Source organism: Nitrospira sp. KM1 (assembly GCF_011405515.1).
Taxonomy (GTDB): Bacteria; Nitrospirota; Nitrospiria; order Nitrospirales; family Nitrospiraceae; genus Nitrospira_C.
On the sequence record NZ_AP022671.1, the window covers coordinates 1,560,406 to 1,578,949 of the forward strand.

The 18,544-nt window shown below is 55.1% G+C and carries 18 protein-coding genes; 1 reads left to right on the top strand and 17 read right to left on the bottom strand.

What is annotated here, in order from left to right; translation table 11 throughout:
- Positions 1–94: 94 nt before the first annotated feature.
- From W02_RS07120 to W02_RS07135, 4 genes are all read right to left on the bottom strand, one after another.
- Positions 95–292, bottom strand: a complete 198-nt coding sequence (locus W02_RS07120; RefSeq protein ID WP_173046174.1) for a ubiquitin-like protein Pup — start codon at positions 290–292, stop codon at positions 95–97.
- Positions 293–418: 126 nt separating this feature from the next.
- Positions 419–2,473 (bottom strand): sodium-translocating pyrophosphatase, encoded by a 2,055-nt coding sequence (locus tag W02_RS07125; RefSeq protein ID WP_173046176.1) that lies wholly within the window; start codon positions 2,471–2,473, stop codon positions 419–421.
- Positions 2,474–2,865: 392 nt separating this feature from the next.
- Positions 2,866–3,768 (bottom strand): hypothetical protein, encoded by a 903-nt coding sequence (locus W02_RS07130; protein ID WP_173046178.1) that lies wholly within the window; start codon positions 3,766–3,768, stop codon positions 2,866–2,868.
- A gap of 31 nt (positions 3,769–3,799) precedes the next feature.
- Positions 3,800–4,216, bottom strand: a complete 417-nt coding sequence (locus tag W02_RS07135) for a hypothetical protein (protein WP_173046179.1) — start codon at positions 4,214–4,216, stop codon at positions 3,800–3,802.
- A gap of 102 nt (positions 4,217–4,318) precedes the next feature.
- Here W02_RS07135 and W02_RS07140 point away from each other — a divergent pair, with 102 nt between their 5' ends.
- Positions 4,319–4,573: a hypothetical protein gene (locus W02_RS07140; protein WP_173046181.1), complete on the top strand. Its 255-nt coding sequence runs from the start codon at positions 4,319–4,321 to the stop codon at positions 4,571–4,573.
- A gap of 4 nt (positions 4,574–4,577) precedes the next feature.
- Here the strand turns inward: W02_RS07140 and W02_RS07145 are convergent, their stop codons facing one another.
- From W02_RS07145 to W02_RS22055, 13 genes are all read right to left on the bottom strand, one after another.
- Positions 4,578–5,927: an FAD-dependent oxidoreductase gene (locus tag W02_RS07145; RefSeq protein ID WP_173046183.1), complete on the bottom strand. Its 1,350-nt coding sequence runs from the start codon at positions 5,925–5,927 to the stop codon at positions 4,578–4,580.
- A 95-nt stretch (positions 5,928–6,022) separates the two neighbouring features.
- On the bottom strand, positions 6,023–7,231 hold the full coding sequence (locus W02_RS07150) for a multiheme c-type cytochrome (RefSeq protein ID WP_173046186.1): 1,209 nt from the start codon (positions 7,229–7,231) through the stop codon (positions 6,023–6,025).
- Positions 7,232–7,289: 58 nt separating this feature from the next.
- Positions 7,290–8,588 carry a multiheme c-type cytochrome gene (locus W02_RS07155; RefSeq protein ID WP_173046188.1) on the bottom strand — a complete coding sequence of 433 codons (1,299 nt, stop codon included), beginning with the start codon at positions 8,586–8,588 and terminating at the stop codon, positions 7,290–7,292.
- A 12-nt stretch (positions 8,589–8,600) separates the two neighbouring features.
- Positions 8,601–9,065: a PDZ domain-containing protein gene (locus W02_RS07160; RefSeq protein WP_173046190.1), complete on the bottom strand. Its 465-nt coding sequence runs from the start codon at positions 9,063–9,065 to the stop codon at positions 8,601–8,603.
- A gap of 54 nt (positions 9,066–9,119) precedes the next feature.
- On the bottom strand, positions 9,120–9,953 hold the full coding sequence (locus W02_RS07165) for an ethylbenzene dehydrogenase-related protein (protein WP_173046192.1): 834 nt from the start codon (positions 9,951–9,953) through the stop codon (positions 9,120–9,122).
- Positions 9,954–10,038: 85 nt separating this feature from the next.
- Complete coding sequence (locus W02_RS07170; RefSeq protein WP_173046194.1) at positions 10,039–11,319, bottom strand: hypothetical protein; 1,281 nt, start codon at positions 11,317–11,319, stop codon at positions 10,039–10,041.
- Positions 11,316–11,588, bottom strand: a complete 273-nt coding sequence (locus W02_RS21755) for a twin-arginine translocase TatA/TatE family subunit (protein WP_173046196.1) — start codon at positions 11,586–11,588, stop codon at positions 11,316–11,318. Before W02_RS21755 ends, W02_RS07170 begins: the two co-directional genes overlap by 4 nt.
- Before the next feature lie 24 nt (positions 11,589–11,612).
- A complete protein-coding gene (locus W02_RS07180) occupies positions 11,613–12,419 on the bottom strand; it encodes a lipopolysaccharide assembly protein LapB (RefSeq protein WP_173046198.1) in 807 nt (268 codons plus the stop codon).
- Positions 12,420–12,451: 32 nt separating this feature from the next.
- Positions 12,452–13,573 carry a hypothetical protein gene (locus W02_RS07185; protein WP_173046200.1) on the bottom strand — a complete coding sequence of 374 codons (1,122 nt, stop codon included), beginning with the start codon at positions 13,571–13,573 and terminating at the stop codon, positions 12,452–12,454.
- 65 nt (positions 13,574–13,638) lie between these two features.
- A complete protein-coding gene (locus W02_RS07190) occupies positions 13,639–15,420 on the bottom strand; it encodes a radical SAM protein (RefSeq protein WP_173046202.1) in 1,782 nt (593 codons plus the stop codon).
- A 223-nt stretch (positions 15,421–15,643) separates the two neighbouring features.
- Positions 15,644–16,597 carry an ethylbenzene dehydrogenase-related protein gene (locus W02_RS07195; protein ID WP_173046204.1) on the bottom strand — a complete coding sequence of 318 codons (954 nt, stop codon included), beginning with the start codon at positions 16,595–16,597 and terminating at the stop codon, positions 15,644–15,646.
- A 99-nt stretch (positions 16,598–16,696) separates the two neighbouring features.
- Positions 16,697–17,662, bottom strand: a complete 966-nt coding sequence (locus tag W02_RS07200; protein WP_173046206.1) for a molecular chaperone — start codon at positions 17,660–17,662, stop codon at positions 16,697–16,699.
- 230 nt (positions 17,663–17,892) lie between these two features.
- Complete coding sequence (locus W02_RS22055) at positions 17,893–18,543, bottom strand: 4Fe-4S dicluster domain-containing protein (protein WP_370467965.1); 651 nt, start codon at positions 18,541–18,543, stop codon at positions 17,893–17,895.
- Position 18,544 lies beyond the last annotated feature (1 nt).

Sequence of the window (18,544 nt, forward strand, 5' to 3'; positions counted from 1 at the left end):
CCCTTTGTCAAACTCGGTTCATCAAGTCGGCTGGAAACAGTGAACGAGTGCGGTGCGAGTCAGCGGGCGGGCAGGTGAGGAGAACGACACGCGGTCATTCTCCTCCCTTTTGAACATAGTTCTTTACAAATTCTTCGGCATTCTGCTCCAGAACGTCGTCAATTTCGTCGACGAGCTTATCGATATCTTCTTTTAGTTTCTTTCCGGTCTCGACCACTTTGGGGTTGGCCTTGACCTCGTCCTTCCCTTGCGGCTCTCGTCTGGGTTCTTGCTTGCGCTCCTGTTTTTCCATTCGAGCACCTCCCGTACAACTGGGACACTCTCGTGGGTTGGCCGGCAGCGTGATACCGTCGATTCACCTTACTCCAGGGTTGTGAAAGCCGTCAAGTTGAGCGACGATTTGCATTCTGCGCGGCGACTACACAATCAGCGACACAATCAACAACGCCACGATATTGATGACTTTGATCATGGGATTGACGGCCGGCCCCGCAGTATCCTTATACGGATCTCCAACCGTGTCTCCTGTCACTGCCGCCTTATGCGTATCGGTTCCCTTCTTTCCCTGCTCTTCGATATATTTCTTGGCGTTATCCCAGGCCCCCCCGCCGCTGGTCATCGAAATGGCCACGAACAAGCCCGTGACGATACTGCCCACCAGCATTCCGCCGAGTGCCTGAGGGCCGAGGATTATCCCGACTATGATTGGCGAGATGACCGGGATCAGACCTGGGATCATCATTTTTTGAATGGCCGCCTGCGTCACGATGTCGACGCAGGTGCCGTATTCAGGTTTGCCAGTCCCCTCCATGATGCCTTTGATCGTACGGAACTGCCTGCGGACCTCCTCCACGATCAGACCGCCGGCTTCACCCACCGCTTTGAGGCACAGCGCGCCGAAGAGAAATGGGAGCATGCCGCCCAGAAACAATCCGACGAGGACTTTGGGATCAGACAAATCGAATGCCGCCAGCGCAGGGTTATGCGCGGCCACTTCACGTGAATACTCGGCAAACAGGACAACCGCCGCAAGGCCGGCCGATCCGATCGCATAGCCCTTGGTCACCGCCTTCGTCGTGTTCCCGACAGCATCTAGCGGATCGGTAATGTCTCGGACTTCTTTCCCCAAATGAGACATCTCGGCAATCCCCCCGGCGTTGTCGGTGATCGGACCGAACGCGTCGATCGCCACGACGATTCCAGCCATCGACAACATCGACACAGCCGCCACGGCCACTCCGTATAACCCTCCCGAAGCCGCCCCACCGCAAATCCAGAAGCTCCCGAGGATGGCCGCCGCAATCACCAATACCGGTGCAGCCGTTGATTGCATGCCCACGGCCAGACCCGCAATCACATTCGTCGCATGCCCTGTTTCACTGGCCTTTGCGATGTCCTTGACCGGAGCGAAACTCTTGGACGTGTAGTAATCGGTGATGAACACGAGCGCCAGGGTCACGATGAGTCCGATGAGCGCCGCGACGTAGTAACTCATCCCATTGACACCTCCGACGCCGTCCATAATTTGTGAGGTAATCGGATAAAAGGCCACGGCAGCGATGCCACCTGCGACGAATAGGCCCTTGTACAAGGCCGGCATAATTTCCCCGCCAGGACTGACTTTCACAAACAGGATTCCGATGATGGTGGCAAAAATCGTGACGCCACCGAGGGCCAGGGGATAAAGAATTGGCGCGCTTTGCCCCTTGAACATGGTATAGGCCAGCACCATGGCCGCCACCGTCGTCACCGCATACGTTTCGAACAGATCAGCGGCCATCCCGGCACAATCGCCGACGTTGTCACCAACGTTGTCCGCAATGACGGCCGGATTGCGAGGATCGTCCTCAGGAATTCCGGCTTCGACTTTGCCGACGAGGTCGGCCCCGACGTCCGCCGCCTTCGTATAGATTCCCCCGCCGACTCGTGCAAATACGGAGATGAGACTGCCTCCGAATCCAAGGCTCAACAATGCGTGGATGGCTTTCTCCTGTCCTGAGATGGACTGCGCGATCGTGTAGAACCCCGTAATGGCCAATAATCCCAGGCCGATCAGAAGCAGGCCGGTGACGGCGCCACCACGAAAAGCCACGGTCAAGGCGGCATTCATTCCACCATGCGCCGCTTGAGCCGTACGCACGTTGGCCCTGACCGCGATGATCATTCCCACGTAGCCGGCCAGAGCCGACGCACTGGCTCCGACAAGAAACCCGACCGCGGTAATCATGCCGAATTTTTCCGATACCGCCCCGGCCCCTGCGAGCGCCACGAAAAGAACCGCCGCCACCACGCCGACCGTCTTGTATTGCCGGTTCATGTATGCTCCGGCACCTTCTTGAATCGCCTTGGCAATCTCCTGCATCTTCGCGTTGCCGGCGTCCAATTTGAACACCCACATGGCGAGATAAAGTCCATAGACAATGCCGGCTATCGCCGCAATCAATGCAAATGTCACAATCGCTGAGTCGCTCACGGCATATCCTCCTCGTGATTAGTCGAACCGTCTTATGTCACACGCTTTTCTGTGGCTTCAACCCATCCAAAGTACATGAGTGAGAGGGGGAAACCGTAGGGCGTGCGGTGGCGGCGCGGAGCTAACTGCCTGAAAATCCGGGCTATTCTATAGGGATGCCGGTGAAGGATCAAGGGGGAAACGCCTGCTGGGCCGTCCAGGTTGCGGCTGGATCCGGGTTTGTATTCTGTATAGAGATACTTTTGGAATCCCATGAAGACCTGGCCCGGTGTCCTCCAGTAGGCCGAGATCCAGCACAGCGCCGTCGATCACGCCGTGATATCTGAGCTTTAACAGAGGCGGTCAGGTGAATGAGATTACCTCGTCCCCGGATGAATGCAGCGTATGCCATTTCAGCGTCCGCTCTTCTGGACGTCGAAGGCGAACCGCAGCTGGACCGCCCAATACTCCTGAATGAGTGTATGGCGGTCGAGGGGGCGATCCTGCTCCCGGTAGAAGCTGAGTTCCAAATCTCGCCAGCGCATGGCGATGCCAAGTATCCAGTCCAGCTCGGTCGGGCTGACGACGTTCGAGGCGTCCCGGTCAGTAAACATGTTGGCATCGCCGAACAGCACGAACTTTTGCTTGTAGAGATCCAGGTCGAAGTGGGCGACGTAGCGGAAAAGCGCCCGTCCGGTATTGTCCGGTCTCGCAAAGTACGTCTGATTGTAATAAAGCCAACCGGCTCCGGCGTACGCCGTAAGATTGTTGTGAGGAAACATCTTCCGCCACCACGCCCAGTCCTCGATGGTTCGGATGCGATAGTTCACCAATCCGTCGGCATACGCCTGGATGAGTCCGCTTTTGTCGAGCGGTGCGTCCCGTTCATACTGCACCCGCCAACTCCAATGATCGATGGTTCCTGTCAGACCATAGGTCTGATCCCATTCAGTCAAGATGATCCAGCCCTTGTCCCGATCGGAGAAAAAGTTCTGATCGGAATAGAAGGTCACATACTTCTTGTAGAGATCTGTTTCCGCATGAAGCATATAGCGCATTCCCACTCGGCCCGTATTGTCTGGCCGCGCGGCAAACGACGGATTGGAAATGAATGCGCCGGTGAGAAAATAGCCGCCGATCAATGATTCATCAATGGCATTTTCCGTACGCTCATCGCTCGTCTTCTCGAATTCCGGCAGCGGCCTGCCGTACTTCTCAAGCGCGAAGGCCTCACGGTCATGTCCCCACACCCCCAATAGGACGAAGGCAAGGCAGATGAGGTGAGCCAAATTGACATGCGTCGCTGCACGATTCATAGAGGAGGGCACGACACTGCAAGGTGAGCAGCTACGGACCCAAACAGCGAGCGAAGATCTCTTCGCAATGGTCATCGTCCTGGTATGAGCTGGGCTCGCTCGTATACGTCACATTGCTGACACGATCGTCATCAAAGGCGATTATCGCACGACAGCCGTGGTGCACTTTCGCAAAGCTGCTCTTCGACCCAGCGAACGATTCTTCCAATTGCGACGCTTCCTTGTAATAGACCAGCCGCGGTCGTCCCTCGTTCATATCGATACCGGCAGGACTTCCTGCGCAGGCCACCAGTTCCTTTTTGGTCTTTCCGACCAACGCGCGTTGCGCCGGATATCCATCTGAACCGGCAGAACCGGGCGATGCGCCCGTCGCACAGCCTGAGAGCACAACCAAGCCGCCATGCATGACGAGTATCCATGCTGGGACGGCCTTCTTTAACTGATTCATGGAGCCGGAGATTACTCCAGACCAGGCGGAAAGGAAAGTGTCACACAGGAGCGTTTGCGGGGGTTGGACTATTTTGCTATAGTCCGCGCCGGTGCTCTAACGATGGGACTCGAACCGAACTATATCATCGTGGATGGCCAGACCTTTAGCAAGGCAAAGTTGGCGCTGGACAACCATGTCTATAAGAACTGTCACATCGACGACTGCGATCTGTATTACAGCGGGGGGCAATACGAACTCCTCGATACCCATGTGACAAATTCCCGCCTGATTCTGAACCATCCGGCCAAAGGTATGTATGCGGCCTTGCAGATTTTCAAGATGAAGTCGCCCAGCTCCAGAATCATTTCCGAATAATCCGCTATTGCCCGCGGTATGACACGCGGGACATCAATTGTTTGACCTCTGCCGCCGCACGAAATCCTGTTTCCACCGCACCATTCATGTACCCCTGCCAGCGCGTGCTGATGTGTTCCCCCGCGAACAGGATACGTCGATGCCGCCGGCCCAGTTGTTCGCGCAGGGTCGGATCGAACTCCGGCGTAAAGACGGCATACCCGCCGCAGGCCCATGGATCGTTCTCCCAGGTGATCACCCGGCTTCTCATCAATTGCGCATCGGCCGGGTGCAGCCACTCTAGCCTGGCTCTTATGCCCTGAGTCCGGCGATGGGACAGGATACGGCGGAGCGTGCCGCTTCCCCGGCCCCCCGCCATGAGGGTCAGAATCCCTGGCTGACCGGCCGATCCTTCATTTGCGTCCCAGATCGCACCGACCGGACTGTCCGTGCCATACGCGCGCCCTCGCGCGTTGCTGTTCCAGAACCGGCGGTCGAATTGGAGCAGCGCTTTGGTCACTCGCCCGTACTTCAGGCTGGCGATCGCTTTCGCCTGTTCTCTAGGCAACGCGGGCCGGATGCGGATCGCTCGCAGCGTGCTGGCGGGAAGAGCCAGCACCAAATAATCGCCTCTGGCGACAGAGCGGCGCCCTGTGTGATCCTGGATAGACACCCGAACGGATGCGCGATCTTGTTCGACCGCGACGACCTCGGAATCGAGATGCACCGCTTCGCCCAATTCCCCGGCCATCTTGTGCGGCAGCCGGTCATTCCCTCCCTCTATCCGGAACATCGCTTGTCGACCGGGAGAATCGCTTGCGAGTTGATCAATCAGCATGAGGAGAGACAACTCTTCGGGATCTGCGAGAAAGAATCCTCTGAGGCTACGGACGATCGCCCGGAGCGTCTTATCAGCCCGAATGTTGTTCAACCATTGTGCGACAGAGCATGCGGCAATGTCCCTGACAGCCACACAGTTCCAGCGGTACTGCGCTGCCTCGTACTCTCTCACGAGTGGCGCCGCGGCTTCGGCAATCGCTTTCCACGCCCCGTCACCAGATAGAACCCTTGCCGTGCCGCCTGATCTCTCGAAGAGAGCAAAAGAGAATCCCCGACGCACGACTGGAGAGAGCGTCAGACCGAACTCTTTCACCAATTGACGTATCTCTGTATGGGCATCATCGATAAACTCGGCTCCGGCCTCTGCATATTGACCGCTCGCAAACGTGTCTCGAACCGTCCACACCCGCCCACCCACGCGCCCTCGCGCGTCAAAAACTGTCACCCTGAGACCGGACTTGGAGAGACGCACGGCAGCGGACAGCCCGGCCAAGCCGGCACCCACGACAATGACAGAGACTGGTCGCATGCTCATATGCCCAGCCTACACGCACCTACCTCGCTAGGCTACTTGGCAGGTGGAGGAAGGGAGATGAACCCAATGATAATTGAGACTCAGAAGAGAAGACGTTACTTAGAAATGGGAATATTTTCGGTTCGTTTGACGATTTCAATGGGTTGGAAGACGGGATCTTGAGCTCCTTTTGAAGATTCTGCTTCAATCCGCTGCAGAAAGGCGGGGGGACCGGTCACGGGAGCATAGCTCAGCGTCACGTCAACATCGAACGTCTTCGTATCTTTCGGAGTCGGAAAGGAGAATGTTTCGATGCGCAATTCCTCGGGCCTCAAGACAGTGTCCTCGAGCACCTTGACCGCTTCGAAATCGAATGGCGTGTTCTGCCCCTTGGCATCCTGATACGTCCGCCCATATACCCGCTTGTCAGAAAATACAGTTTTCAAGTTCTTGCCCTTGATATCGACATCGAGAATCACGCTAGCCCAAGCCGGATGAGTGGTCGGCAGATTGTGCGGCACGAGACTCTGGACCTTGACCGTCACCGTGGATTTGTCACCGTCGATGCTCGTCTTGACATCGAGCTTGGCGGCTTCCTGGCGAAGCTTCCCGATACGGCCAGGAAAGGTATGGTTGGCCACGGTGCGTTTCTTCTCCCCGTTGGCACTCTCGCCTGTTTGTTCGGGCATGTGGCAGGACTGGCATTCTTTTCCCGCTTTGACGGCCTGACTCTGATCCCAGTTCCCGAGCAGATCATTCGCCTTGCCCAGATTCGCGGCGGAAGGCACCGATTGATGGCAGTTCAGACATAGATCGGATTTATGAAATAAACCGAGTTCCATAGACTGATGGGCCAGGTTTTGAGCGAAATCTTTGTACGGACCGTAGAGAATCTTGCTTCCCGGTGAGTCGTACTTGGGCTCAGGCGGCTGTTTCGTTCGATCGACTTGTTTGATCAAATGGCATTGCGCGCATGCCACCCCGTCCATCTGGGGATCACCGGACTTTGCCTGATCGATGAATACTTGCACCTGTTCGGAAAATTCCCGCACATGCGGGGCGTGGCAACGGAAACACAAGGCCTTGTCCTTCCCTGCAGCGGAAGCCAGAAAGGCGTCGAGCGATGCCCGGAAAGCCGGAGAATGTATCGACTTTGACAGCGGAGACGTTTCCCACTCCTCGAAGACGCGTTCGTGGCAACGCTTGCATTTGCTGGAATTGGGAAACGCTTTCTCCATCGTGACCGGAGATTTACCGTCTTGCGCGAACCCTACGACATCCGCGAGATGGAACACGACCCAGGCGGTCAGAACCAAACCGGCCATGACGGCTGCGTAGACACCCCTGGAGTGGTGGCGACTGATGGGCATCATTGTGCTTGAATCAAATATTCTTGGCGCGGTATGTCAGCATCCGCGGCTGCGTGTATTCGTCCAATATCGTGCGTGCGCTCTCTCGTTCACGGTCATTCCCCAACGTCGCGAGGTATTTATCTTTTAATGCCGGTTCGGGCGCTGGAATCAAGGTATAACTCAACACCGCCTCAACCAATGCTGGCGTACTCCCGGCCGGCATCGAAAATGAGAACGGGACCTTTCGAGTGTTTCCACCCTTGATGAACGGATCAGGAATCGGGCCGCGCAAAATCTTCTCGAATGGCAAGCCGAAATGCTTTGTCTCCGTGGCCAGCACCTTTCCGTTCCCATCCTTGACGGTTATCGCAAGGAAGAATTGTTTCAGCACCGGATCTCCGTCCGGAAAACTATGTGGAAGACTGCCGATCTTTACCAATGCGGTTCCTTCAAGTCCATTTCCGGATTTCGCCGTCTCGATATCGATGCGGGGCATCCATTCGGCCTGAAGATTCCGATTCTTCAATAACGTGCCTGGAATGACCACGCCTCGAAACCAATGGCGCCCGATCGAACGGGTCATGGCGCCGCGTTTCGAGGTGGAACTTCCCGTCGAGGGTTCCATATGACAATCCTGACAGATCGTTCCTTGTAAGATTTCCCCCGGTAACTCCTTCTGTGTGACATCCTTTACTTTGTCAAAATGACAGGAGGCGCAATAGTTGGCTCCTCGAAACAACGAGGACTGCGCGGCCGGATGGACAAGATTCTCTTCGGGATCGGCATATGGTCCCTGCATGGTCTTTCCAGGCTCGATCTTGAATGTCGGTGGAGGCGCACCGGCGCTCTCGACGGATTTAATGAGGTGGCAAGAGGCGCACCCGATGCCTTCGACCTGCGGCTTACCCGCAAGAATCTGCCCGGTGATCTTTTCAGCGTACTGTGGAAATACGGTGGTGGACGGGACGTGGCAGGAAAGGCAGCGTTGTTGTTCGTCAGCTGTGGGAGCGGTCTGCATCCATACGCCGAGCACCGTTTTAAAAACTGGAGATTCGAGGGACGTACCGTGAAGCAGCGCCGCATCGACGCGCCCGAAGGTTTTTAAATCGGGCGTTTGCTCCCGAGCTCCTTTCCATTCTTCGTAGTGGCGGTCGTGGCATTGCTTGCAGTCTTCCGATCGAATGAACACCTTCTCAATGTCGTCCACCCAGGCAGGCGGGGATGACTCCTCGGCTTTCTGCGCGGTAGCCTGATCGTGATACATCACGTGGCCCACCACCGCCGCCGCCACGAGCAGCCCGACGAACATCCACCGGTGTATCTGACGCATGAGCTGAAGTCCCTAGTCCCGCTTGCATCCGACAAAATGAAAATTCACGCCCCATCCCACTGGATCGCCGGGATCTGCCGGTTCGTAAGTCCCGACCGTGAAATTGCATTCTCTCATGGCCTTCTTGATTGCACGACCGAAATCCACCATGGTTCTGATTTCGGTCTTGTCGACTTCTTTAATCACCGATCGGACTTTGATTCCTGCATAATCGGCACGGGAGTTTCCGATTACTTCGAAGACGGCGACACCTTGCGGCCGCTGCAGCTTGAGCTCCTTTTGAATTTCTTCATCGACGTCCCCTACCACCACGCCGAATTCCTCTCCCAATTGCGCGGCCTCATCGAGCGTCATCGGGGTGTCGTCCTGTGCATAGATGGCAACGAAATACCCCTGGATCGCGGCACTGGTCGCTAAAACCATCAGCCATAGAAAAAAGGCCCTTCGAATCTGAAGGGCCTTGTCGAAGATATTCATGTGCGTCGTCTGCGCATATTCCGATGGTGGTCTATCATGATCCCCGTTCGATGGTCACAGTTTTTTGGCGACCGGATCGATCGACAACTGAAACCATGGCGCCACGGCTTTCTGCCCGTTTCGTTCCTTGTTTTCGCCGTTCCAGACTGCAAAGGAAATCGTCTGCACTCTTCCCGGAATCAGCTTTGCCTCATTCTCCTGCTCCTCACCGACCAGGGGACGTCGCATGACCACGCGCCACACCCCATCCTTCCAGGTCGCTTTGCCTTGTACACGCCCCTGTTTCTCCTTCGTGGTCAAGGTGCTGAATCCACCTCCAATCAAGTCCTCCACGGAAGAAATGCGTCGAGGGATTACTTCGAAGGTCCGGACGCCCTCCCGTTGCTTCTCGGAACTTCGGGCCGCGCGGCGATCGATGTCGCTTTGCCAGTCGGCTTTCCAGTGCCAGATATTGATGTAATGATCCAGCTGTCCCATGCAGAAAAACGCGGGAGCGTCGCCAAGCGGAAGCCCGATTGCAACTCCATCCCTAAACGTACCAGGCGTCAGCCGATCGTTTTTCGTGTTGTCCTGCCACTCGAGCAAAAAGGCGATATCGGTTCCGTCGTGGAGCGCACGCACGGTCAACGCACGGGCCGTCGGTTCCGGCCATACAGGCCGGGTAATGATCTGTCCGCTCAGAGGAAGAGTCATTGGAGTCACTTTGATCCATGCGGCGTCATCCGGAGCCGACGGCAGGGAACCGTCCACAAGCTGGGCCCGGATAATCATGCCCTCGGAACTGACCAGAGGAATACCGAGCCCACCAAGGATTCCTGCGGTGACCAAGATAAGGGAGAACAGAACGAGAAGCGGACGGGACGCAGTCTTCGTCGTCTTGCTCGCCATACTGAATCCTTTGCCGACCGACGCGACCGGAACGAATGTCACAATACCATACACCCGCATCGGCCGATTGGACGGAACGAGGCGGTCATGAAAGCTTGACCCGCCGAATTTTATTCTCGCCGCGTTCGCAGATGTACAAATGGCCTTGCGAGTCCAAAGCCAATCCGACTGGCGAATTGACCACGGCATCCACGGCCAGGAGTCCGTCTCCATGCTTGAGAGAACCCGCAGACTCCTTGGCGACGAATCGGGCTGCACCGCACCCGCCCATATTCTTGTCTTCGTAGCCGCTGTCACCGTTGCCGGCAACCGTACTGATCAGGCCGGTCATGGCGTCCACTTTTCGTACACGGTGATTCATTGTATCGGAGATATACAAATTATCCTGCGCGTCGAACACAACAGCTTCGGGGGCATGCAGCATGACGCGCGTGGCAAGCTTGTCGTCGCCGTCATACCCGTACCGACACACCCCTGCAACGGTAGAAATGATGCCGGTGGCGCGGTCGACTCTTCGTACGCGATTGCTACCCTTGTCGACCATGGTGACATTGCCCTTTCCGTCCACGGCAATCCCCACCACATCGTACAATCGAGCTTCAAGGGCCGGTTTTCCGTCATCAAGATACATCGAAAGATCCATGCCGTCCGAACACACGGGCATCAGCCACCCGTGATCGTCACTGAAATCGATTCCGATCGCGTCCCCGGACAGGACCACCAGATTTCTGGCGACCAACGGCTGTTCGCGGGCATCGTCCTCGGCTGTCCAATGCCCTGCGATGGTGGTCACTTGACCCGTGCGCGGGTCGAAGCGACGAATTCGGTGAGCCTGCGTGTCTGCAATGTACATGACATCTTCGCTGTCGAAGGCCATGGCCGCCGGCCACGTCAGATTGACCTCAAGCGCCGGCCCGTCGCCGTTGAATCCATGTTGGCCGGTCCCCACCACCGTCGTGATAATCCCGGTTTGATGATCGATTTTTCGGATCCGGTTGCTGCCTGAATCGCAGATGTAAAGATCGTTGCGCGAATCGAATGCGACATCAAGCGGAAGGTAGAGACCCGCCTCCCCACACGGACCTTCGTCGCCGCTGTAGCATGTCTCACCAATGCCGGCAAAGTTATGGAGGGTTCCTTCCACAAGACTGACGCGCCGGATGCGGTCTGACCCGGATTCGGCAAAATAGAGCCAGCGCTCGTGATTGTCGAGGGCAGCGTGGTGCGGAAGAGGAATGCCGGCCTTGACCGCCCGTTTGCCGTCACCGGTGCTGCGCGCTTTGCCGTTGCCGGCAAACGTCTCAATATAACCGCTCGCGAGTTGTACGTCCGTTTCCATATTATGAAGATCGAGTCGGTTCGTCACGCGTGCGGAACCGGTTGAGCCGCCGGCTGTTCCACCACCGAAGCCGACTGGGACGGCGTGCCGGGAATGGCCTGTGGCGGCGCTGAGGCCTGCTGTTGAGCGGCCTGCGCTTCCGCCTCGATGGCATCGGCTTCATGCACGGACTTTTTAAAACCCTTGATCGCCTTCCCAAGTCCTTCTCCAAGCTGCGGAAGTTTTCCGGCGCCGAAGATGACCAGCACGATAAAGAGGATGAGGATCAACTCTGTAAAACCAAGACTCCCAAACATGGCGTGTTCCTCCGTGTGGGTAAATCAGGATCCGATGTGATCTTTGTTCCGCTTGGCAAACCGCTCCTTGAGACGTTGACGCGCCTGCTCAGCCTGTTCGAACATCTTACATTTGTCGTATACGCTGATCAGGTTGTAATACGCCAACGGTTCGTCGGGATTCTGCTCGACGGCATCTTCCATCACTTTGATCGCCAGATCCGTTTTCTTATGATTGAGCGCAAGTTCCATGAGCTTGAAGCTTGCCTCGAGATGCTTGGAGTCCAACTCCAGCGTCCGGAGGTAGCATTGAATCGCCACGTCGATAGTGTTGTAATCCGACACTTGCGGGTTATCGAGTTCGACGTAGACGCCTGCCAAATTGTACCACGCGATCGGGTCTTCCGGGGTGATCTCCACGAGCCGTTCGTAGTATCCCTTGGCTTCCATGAATTGTTTCTTTTCGGCGTACAGGCGACCGAGATTGAAGAGCGCCAGCACGTCGTACTGGAAGACATCCAAGGCATGCCTGAATTCCGCCTCGGCTTCGTCCGCCATATTCTTCGTGGCATAGATCGTTCCGAGATTGGAATAGTACATCGCAAGCGAGCGGTTCATTTCCGAGCGCAACCCTTCCGCCATTTCGATGGATTTCTTCACCTCGACCAATGCGTCGTCCAACCGACCTTTGCTGAAGTACAGCTCTCCGAGCCGACATCGGGCCTGAAAATCATCAGGCTCGGTCGACAGCAGCTTTTCGATCTCCGCGATCTCTTCATCCGGTGCCAACGGTTGGTCACCCGGATCTACTGCGGCATGGGTCGGTTCTGAAGGAACAGACGATTCATTCATGACAAAACACCTTTGCAAGAAAGTGGTACGCGTTATACATGTCCCCCAACCAATGATTCGGGTGTCCCTACGACCGGAGTCTGCCTCGCGGAAACAGAATTGAGGACATGCCGACGATAGCGATCCATGGTCAGCAACATGACCCCTAACACAACCATGAGCGTCAGATTGGAGTACAGCAGGGCATATCCCGCAATGAACATCAGCCCCAGACCGTACCCTGCCAGTCGCCCCATCGTGAGCAGTTTAATGACCGTGTATGACCAACAGATCAGTCCCGCCATATAGAGCGCAAACGGAAGATAGAATGTGTAGCCCATTCCAAATTGAAAGATCCATCCGATGCCGTCCGCTCCCTTCCGGATATTGGTGGCCAATGCAGGATCATAGCGATTCAGCAAGAAATCCAGGAAGAACAGGGCGGAAAAAATCACTCCGGCGGAACCCCAAAACCAAATGGCCCGTGTGCGTTGTCGCTGATTTCTTGAACGGAATGAGACGCCGCGTCCGTAGGCCCAAAAAACCAGGATGCTCGCCAACACCATCAGCGCTTCTCCGCCTCGATGCGCCTCGTAGACCAGAGGTGGCGCGGCAACGCTTCCCGAAAAACTGTAAAAGGTCGAGACGATCTGATAATACAGCCATCCGGAAATCCCCAGCAGATATGTCACTCCCAACAGCCGCTGAGCCCGATCATGATGCATCGACAGATATTCGCTCATTAATAACACGACCGAGCACAGTGCCACGGTGTTGTAGATCGCGGAGCCCAGCATGGTCGGCGGCACGAAGAGAAATCCGATCGTCAGCAGCAATAGCAGCGAAATGCAGGGAATGATCAATCGGTTGAGTCCGGTCCACCCGCGGCTACCGAGCCTGTTGATCATCCCGACGCCCAGACCTAGAAAAAGAAGAATGGCGACCGCATTCAGCAGCCATTGTCCAATTTCTGTCAACGCCGTAAAGGTCGGAATGATCCATTGGTGGTCGGCCGCCAGCTTGCTCAGGTGCATGCCAAGACGGGACACCAATCGATAGAGAATCAGCTCCAAAAAGGCGACCAAGAGGACGAGCTTGATCGTATATTGGAACAACAGCGGTTGATCGCTCAGCTTGCCGGTCAACCGATCCGCTGTCGCAACCAGTGTGGACACGTTGTATCCTCCGTATGACTCCGGCGTCCGCGGCGCGATGCCTTAGTGCTCGACGATGGTCATGTTCAGGTGCGGGCAGCCGGCAAGACGCGGCCCTCTTCCGCCTTCGCCCGTGCGATGTAGAGCAACCCATCCGCCATCGAGTAATTGAACGGAAGTTCGCACACCACACCGCTGACCTTTTCATAGACGTGCTGATACAGGCGTTCCGCCTGATCCGGCGTCATGCCGTCCTGAACCTCATAAAAAAATCCCAGACTCAGGTCCTCGGCCGACGGCCGCATGATTCGACGGATTCCATAGCCGCCGGGATCGCTCATGATCGGAGCTTCTTTTTCCAGATCAAACAAACACGGCTGACAGGAGAACCCATAGGATTCGTGCAGCTTCTTGTTGTCGACAATGAAATTCATCGTCTCCAGCGCTTCTTCCTCTTTTTCGGTGGGGAAGCCGACGATGATGTAGCAATGGACGGCGATTCCGAGGTCGATGCAGTCATTCGTGATTCGCCGTACCCATTCCTGCTGAATACCCTTCTTCATGAAATCCATGATGCGCTGATTGAAGGATTCGAGACCGAAAACGATCTTGAGACACCCGGCGTCCCGCATTGAGGCCAAGAGTTCCCGGCTCAGATGCTTTTCAAAACGCATCTCGCAGGTCCACTTGATGTCGAGATGTCGGTCGACCATCTGCTGACAGAGTCGCTTGGTTGGCGACAACGCGAAACATTCGTCGGTGAAGAAAAAGCTTCGGACTCCGTACCGCTGCTTCAGCCACTCCAATTCTTCGATGGTACGGCCCGGATCCTTTTGCCTGAAGTTCTGGTGATCGAGTGTAAGGGCGCAAAACGCGCAATCTTTGTAGTAGCAGCCCCGAGAGAACTGGACCGGAAGAACGGGCTCGGGCGAGAGATACCGACCTAGAGGAAATCCGTCATAGTTGGGTGCGGGCAGCTGGTTGATATTTTCCGAATAGAACGGCTGATTGACGTGAATTTTCCCGTTTTGGCGATAAATCAGGTTTGGAACCTTACTGAAGTCTTTCTTTCCGGCCATCTGGTTGACCAGTTCGAGCAGAGCGGTTTCTCCTTCAAAGACCACGATATCGTCTGTCAAATCGAACAAGCTCGGACAACGTCGGATGTTATCAACCAATCGCGTGAAGATACTTCCGCCGATCGTCAGATGGATATCGGGAGCCGTTTCTTTGATCAGCCGGCACAGAGTCAGTCCGGGTATGATCTGAGACGTGGCGGTAATGGAAACGCCGATCAGCTCAGGATGATCCTGAAGGATCGATCCAAGAAACCGTTCGCGAAACAATTTGATATAGGGATTCTGCTGTTCGTCGCGAATGACCTTCATGAGGTCTTTGGACGAATAGATAGAATACGTGCTGAATTGGTTGTCGACGACGGTTAGCCGGGTCGGAAAATAAATCGTGGAAATGACTTCCAGCCATTTATCGATCAGAAACAAACTTTCGCGGTACGCCTCCATGTCGTAGAAGCCCTCACCCCGAAGTGTTTCCTTGGCCGGCTCGATACGATCGATCAGATATGGAAACCGATCCAGAGATTCGCCAACACGTGCCAAGTGTTCAGCGCTGCCCGGACCGGTTTCACCTGCCCGGCTGCGTTCGAGGCGTCTCTGTGCGTCGACCAACTCCTGGAAGAGATCAACCCCATATGACTTGGTGACGACATGGTCCAAGAGTTCGATGCCCAGGTCACGCTGAGCCACATCGGTCACACCCCCCCGAGCAAGAAACCCTGTTAGTGAGGGCAGACTGAGATAGGGTTGAGAAGGGTGCCACGTCGGAGGAAACAGGAGAGACACTTTCATACGGCAACTCTACCGAGTGAATTGAAAAATAAGATGAATTCTCGTAAGATATATCTAGTTTTATACACTCCTAAACGCCACAATTGCAACCCTAGATGCCTCTCAGAAGTTCGTTTCGGATCTTTTCAATCCAAAAAAGAAAAGCCCCAGTTCGATGAACTGGGGCTTCACTTTTGGTAGCCTTCAAACCTTTGGGGGTCGAAAGCAATTCTTCCAGGTTAGCTCACGGAAGCTTGAGCGTAAACCAGGTTGAAAGCGCCTTCATGCCGTTACGTTCGATATTGTTGCCGTCCCACACCGCAAATGCGATGGGCACAGACGCGCCACCTTTGAACTGGGTATCATTCGCATCGCCCGTCTCAAGAGACCGCTTGACAACAACGCGCCAGGTTGGCCCTGAGAACCCACCACCTTTGACTGACCCTGCCGGTTCCCATACACCGTTTCCGATCACATCCTGATGGGCCTGAGTCGTCAAGGTGCTGAACCCGTTGGCATTGAGGTCCTCGACCGAACTCACGCGGAGAGTCGGATCAGACATAATGTTGCCGGACCAGATACCGGGGTTGAAGGGGCCAAGGCTGCGACCAATTCGATCCGGATAGGTTACACCGCCAGCTGGCTCTTCAAAATAATAGTCCCAGAAAATTCCGGGATATTGATCGTCCACGTCCCAAATTCCTGCGCTATCCTTACCGAGATCCTTCTGCCACTCTGCGTTCCACCGCCAAATATTGGTGGTTCCACCTGACTGACCCATGCATTGAAATGGGGGGGCTCCCGACGTATTGACTGGGAACATGACGGCTACCTGATCGCGAAAATCTTGAGGACCGATCGTCGTGTCGTTCTTGGTCTGATCGTTCCATTCCACGCGCAAGCCGAGTTCCTTGCCATTGGTCATGGCCTTCACAAACACCGACTTGACTGAAATGTTCGGGTGCATCGGCGTAGTGATCAACTGACCACTCAGCGGCACGATAACGCCAGGCACACTCTCCCAGATGGGATTTGCCCCATCCATTGGAATAGAACCCTTGACGGCCTTGGCCGGAATCGTCACCGGCTGGCTGACAGCCAACGGTACCTGCCCGATTGTTAGCATGATGCCAACGATCAGGGCAGAGAGAAGAATGCCAAACACCACATGCTTATTGTGTGTCTGCACTACTCTCATGGACTATGCCCTCCTCTCAATTAAGTTATTAAAAAACAATGTGACCCAAAATGACTGCTGAAAACATGAAAGCGAACAGCCCGGATAAATTCGGGTTTGTTAGGCCGTCCCGACCGGCCCTCCATCCTCCTTGTCTTTATCCTTCTGATCCATAAAATTCTGCGCACCGGTTTCATTGAGCAGCAGGCTGAGCTCATTCCCCTGATCCTGCGCTCCGCATTCATATGTCTGGCCTTCCGGAGCATTGAATGTGGCCGGTCGATAATCTGACTCCGAGTAGGGCTGTGGGGTGACGTTCAGGAAGGCGGCTTCAAAATCCATTAGTTCAGCTGTCATATCTGCCACAAGCTTAAAGAGGCCGGAATCGGCTTTCTTCACCAGCATGCGACAGAACAACGGCACCCAACGTCCGATATGATTTTTTACAAATTTCTTTTGCGCCTCGACGACGATCTGCGTCTTGTCCGCTCCATCATGGCAACGGGAATAGGATTCTTTGTAAGCGAGAAAATGCATGAATTCGAACTCGACGCTTAGATGATCGAGTCGCTCATGAATATCCTTTGACAATTCGACGCCGAACGCCTTGTAAAAACCGGCAATATCGCCCATGACATGCGATTGGGCAAACACGTGATCGTTGCCGAATAGCGTTTCGTACGGGGGACAGTCAAGGGTAATGACGTTGCTGAATACTCGGCGATGCTCGGCTTGAAGATCAGTCAGTTGCCAATTAACACATTCAGAAGCCACTAGCTTCTCAATCTGATCGAACAATTTCCGCATCGCGGTAAGCTTCTGCTTCGCCCGTTCTCCACCGGCTCCATCAAGAACCTTTTCTAAACCCTCAACGGCGGCCCGCCCATCCTCTACGAATTCTCCGCATTGAATATAATCGAGAAATTCGTCGTCCTCAGGATAAAGGAGGCTCCATGACACGAGCAGGTAGAGCTTGCTACGATTGAGAGCACGTTCAACCGCTGGAGAGTCTTTGATCGCTGTCGGCGTGGGGATGACTGCAGTGGCACTATTGGAAGTGTTTTGCACCGGCTGTTTACTCGTCATAATGAGAATCAGCTCCTCGGTTTAACCTGTTGCCGCGAATGATTTCTCCGGCATGTGCGGTCAAACCTCTGGCACAAGCTGGAGTATGATAGGTAATGGTTAATGGGATGTCAAGCATGTTCTCGGGTTGCAGAAAATATCGCATTAACTAAAGGTATTTCCAATTTATTTTCATCTCGCCACCTGCTTTTTGAATGCTCATTCAGGATTTGGATCACCTCCATTTGACCTCATCGACCGGTCAATGATCTTTCCGGAGTCACTCGGATAGCAATATGATCATTCACCGTCTTGCAGATTTGCTCGCAGATACCACACCCAACGCACTGATCTTGATCAACAATCATCCGTTGTGTATCGAAATCCATGGACAATGCATCCGTCGGACACTTGGATGCGCACGCATGGCAGCCTTGCCCCGCTGTGCAGAGCCTGAAATTCACGACGGCCATTCCCATTCTGACAGCCTCGCGGCTCACGGGAAGGAGAGCATCCGTGGCGCAGGCTGTAATGCAGGGAAAATCGTCACAGAGATAGCAGGGTATTTCATCCGGGAAGATGACGGGAGTCGCATTCTCGTGATGAAGGACGAGTGATCCGTATGGACAGGCCTTGACGCAATCACTGCATGCCGTGCACCGTTCGAGGAACAGCATTTCCTCAACCGCTCCCGGGGGACGGAGCCAATCCTTCCGAATCGCTGGAACGGGCTTCTCTGGAACGGCTTCCGAATGTTTGGAATATTCCCGAGCAGCTTTCGCAACGGACAGCACAGAGTCTTTGAGAAAATCTCTTCGCCCGTATTTCGGATCAGTGGTCATGCGAAAGGTTGATGAACAGGACGCTTGCACAAAACGACCGGCGTCGTGGGCCATCCACATC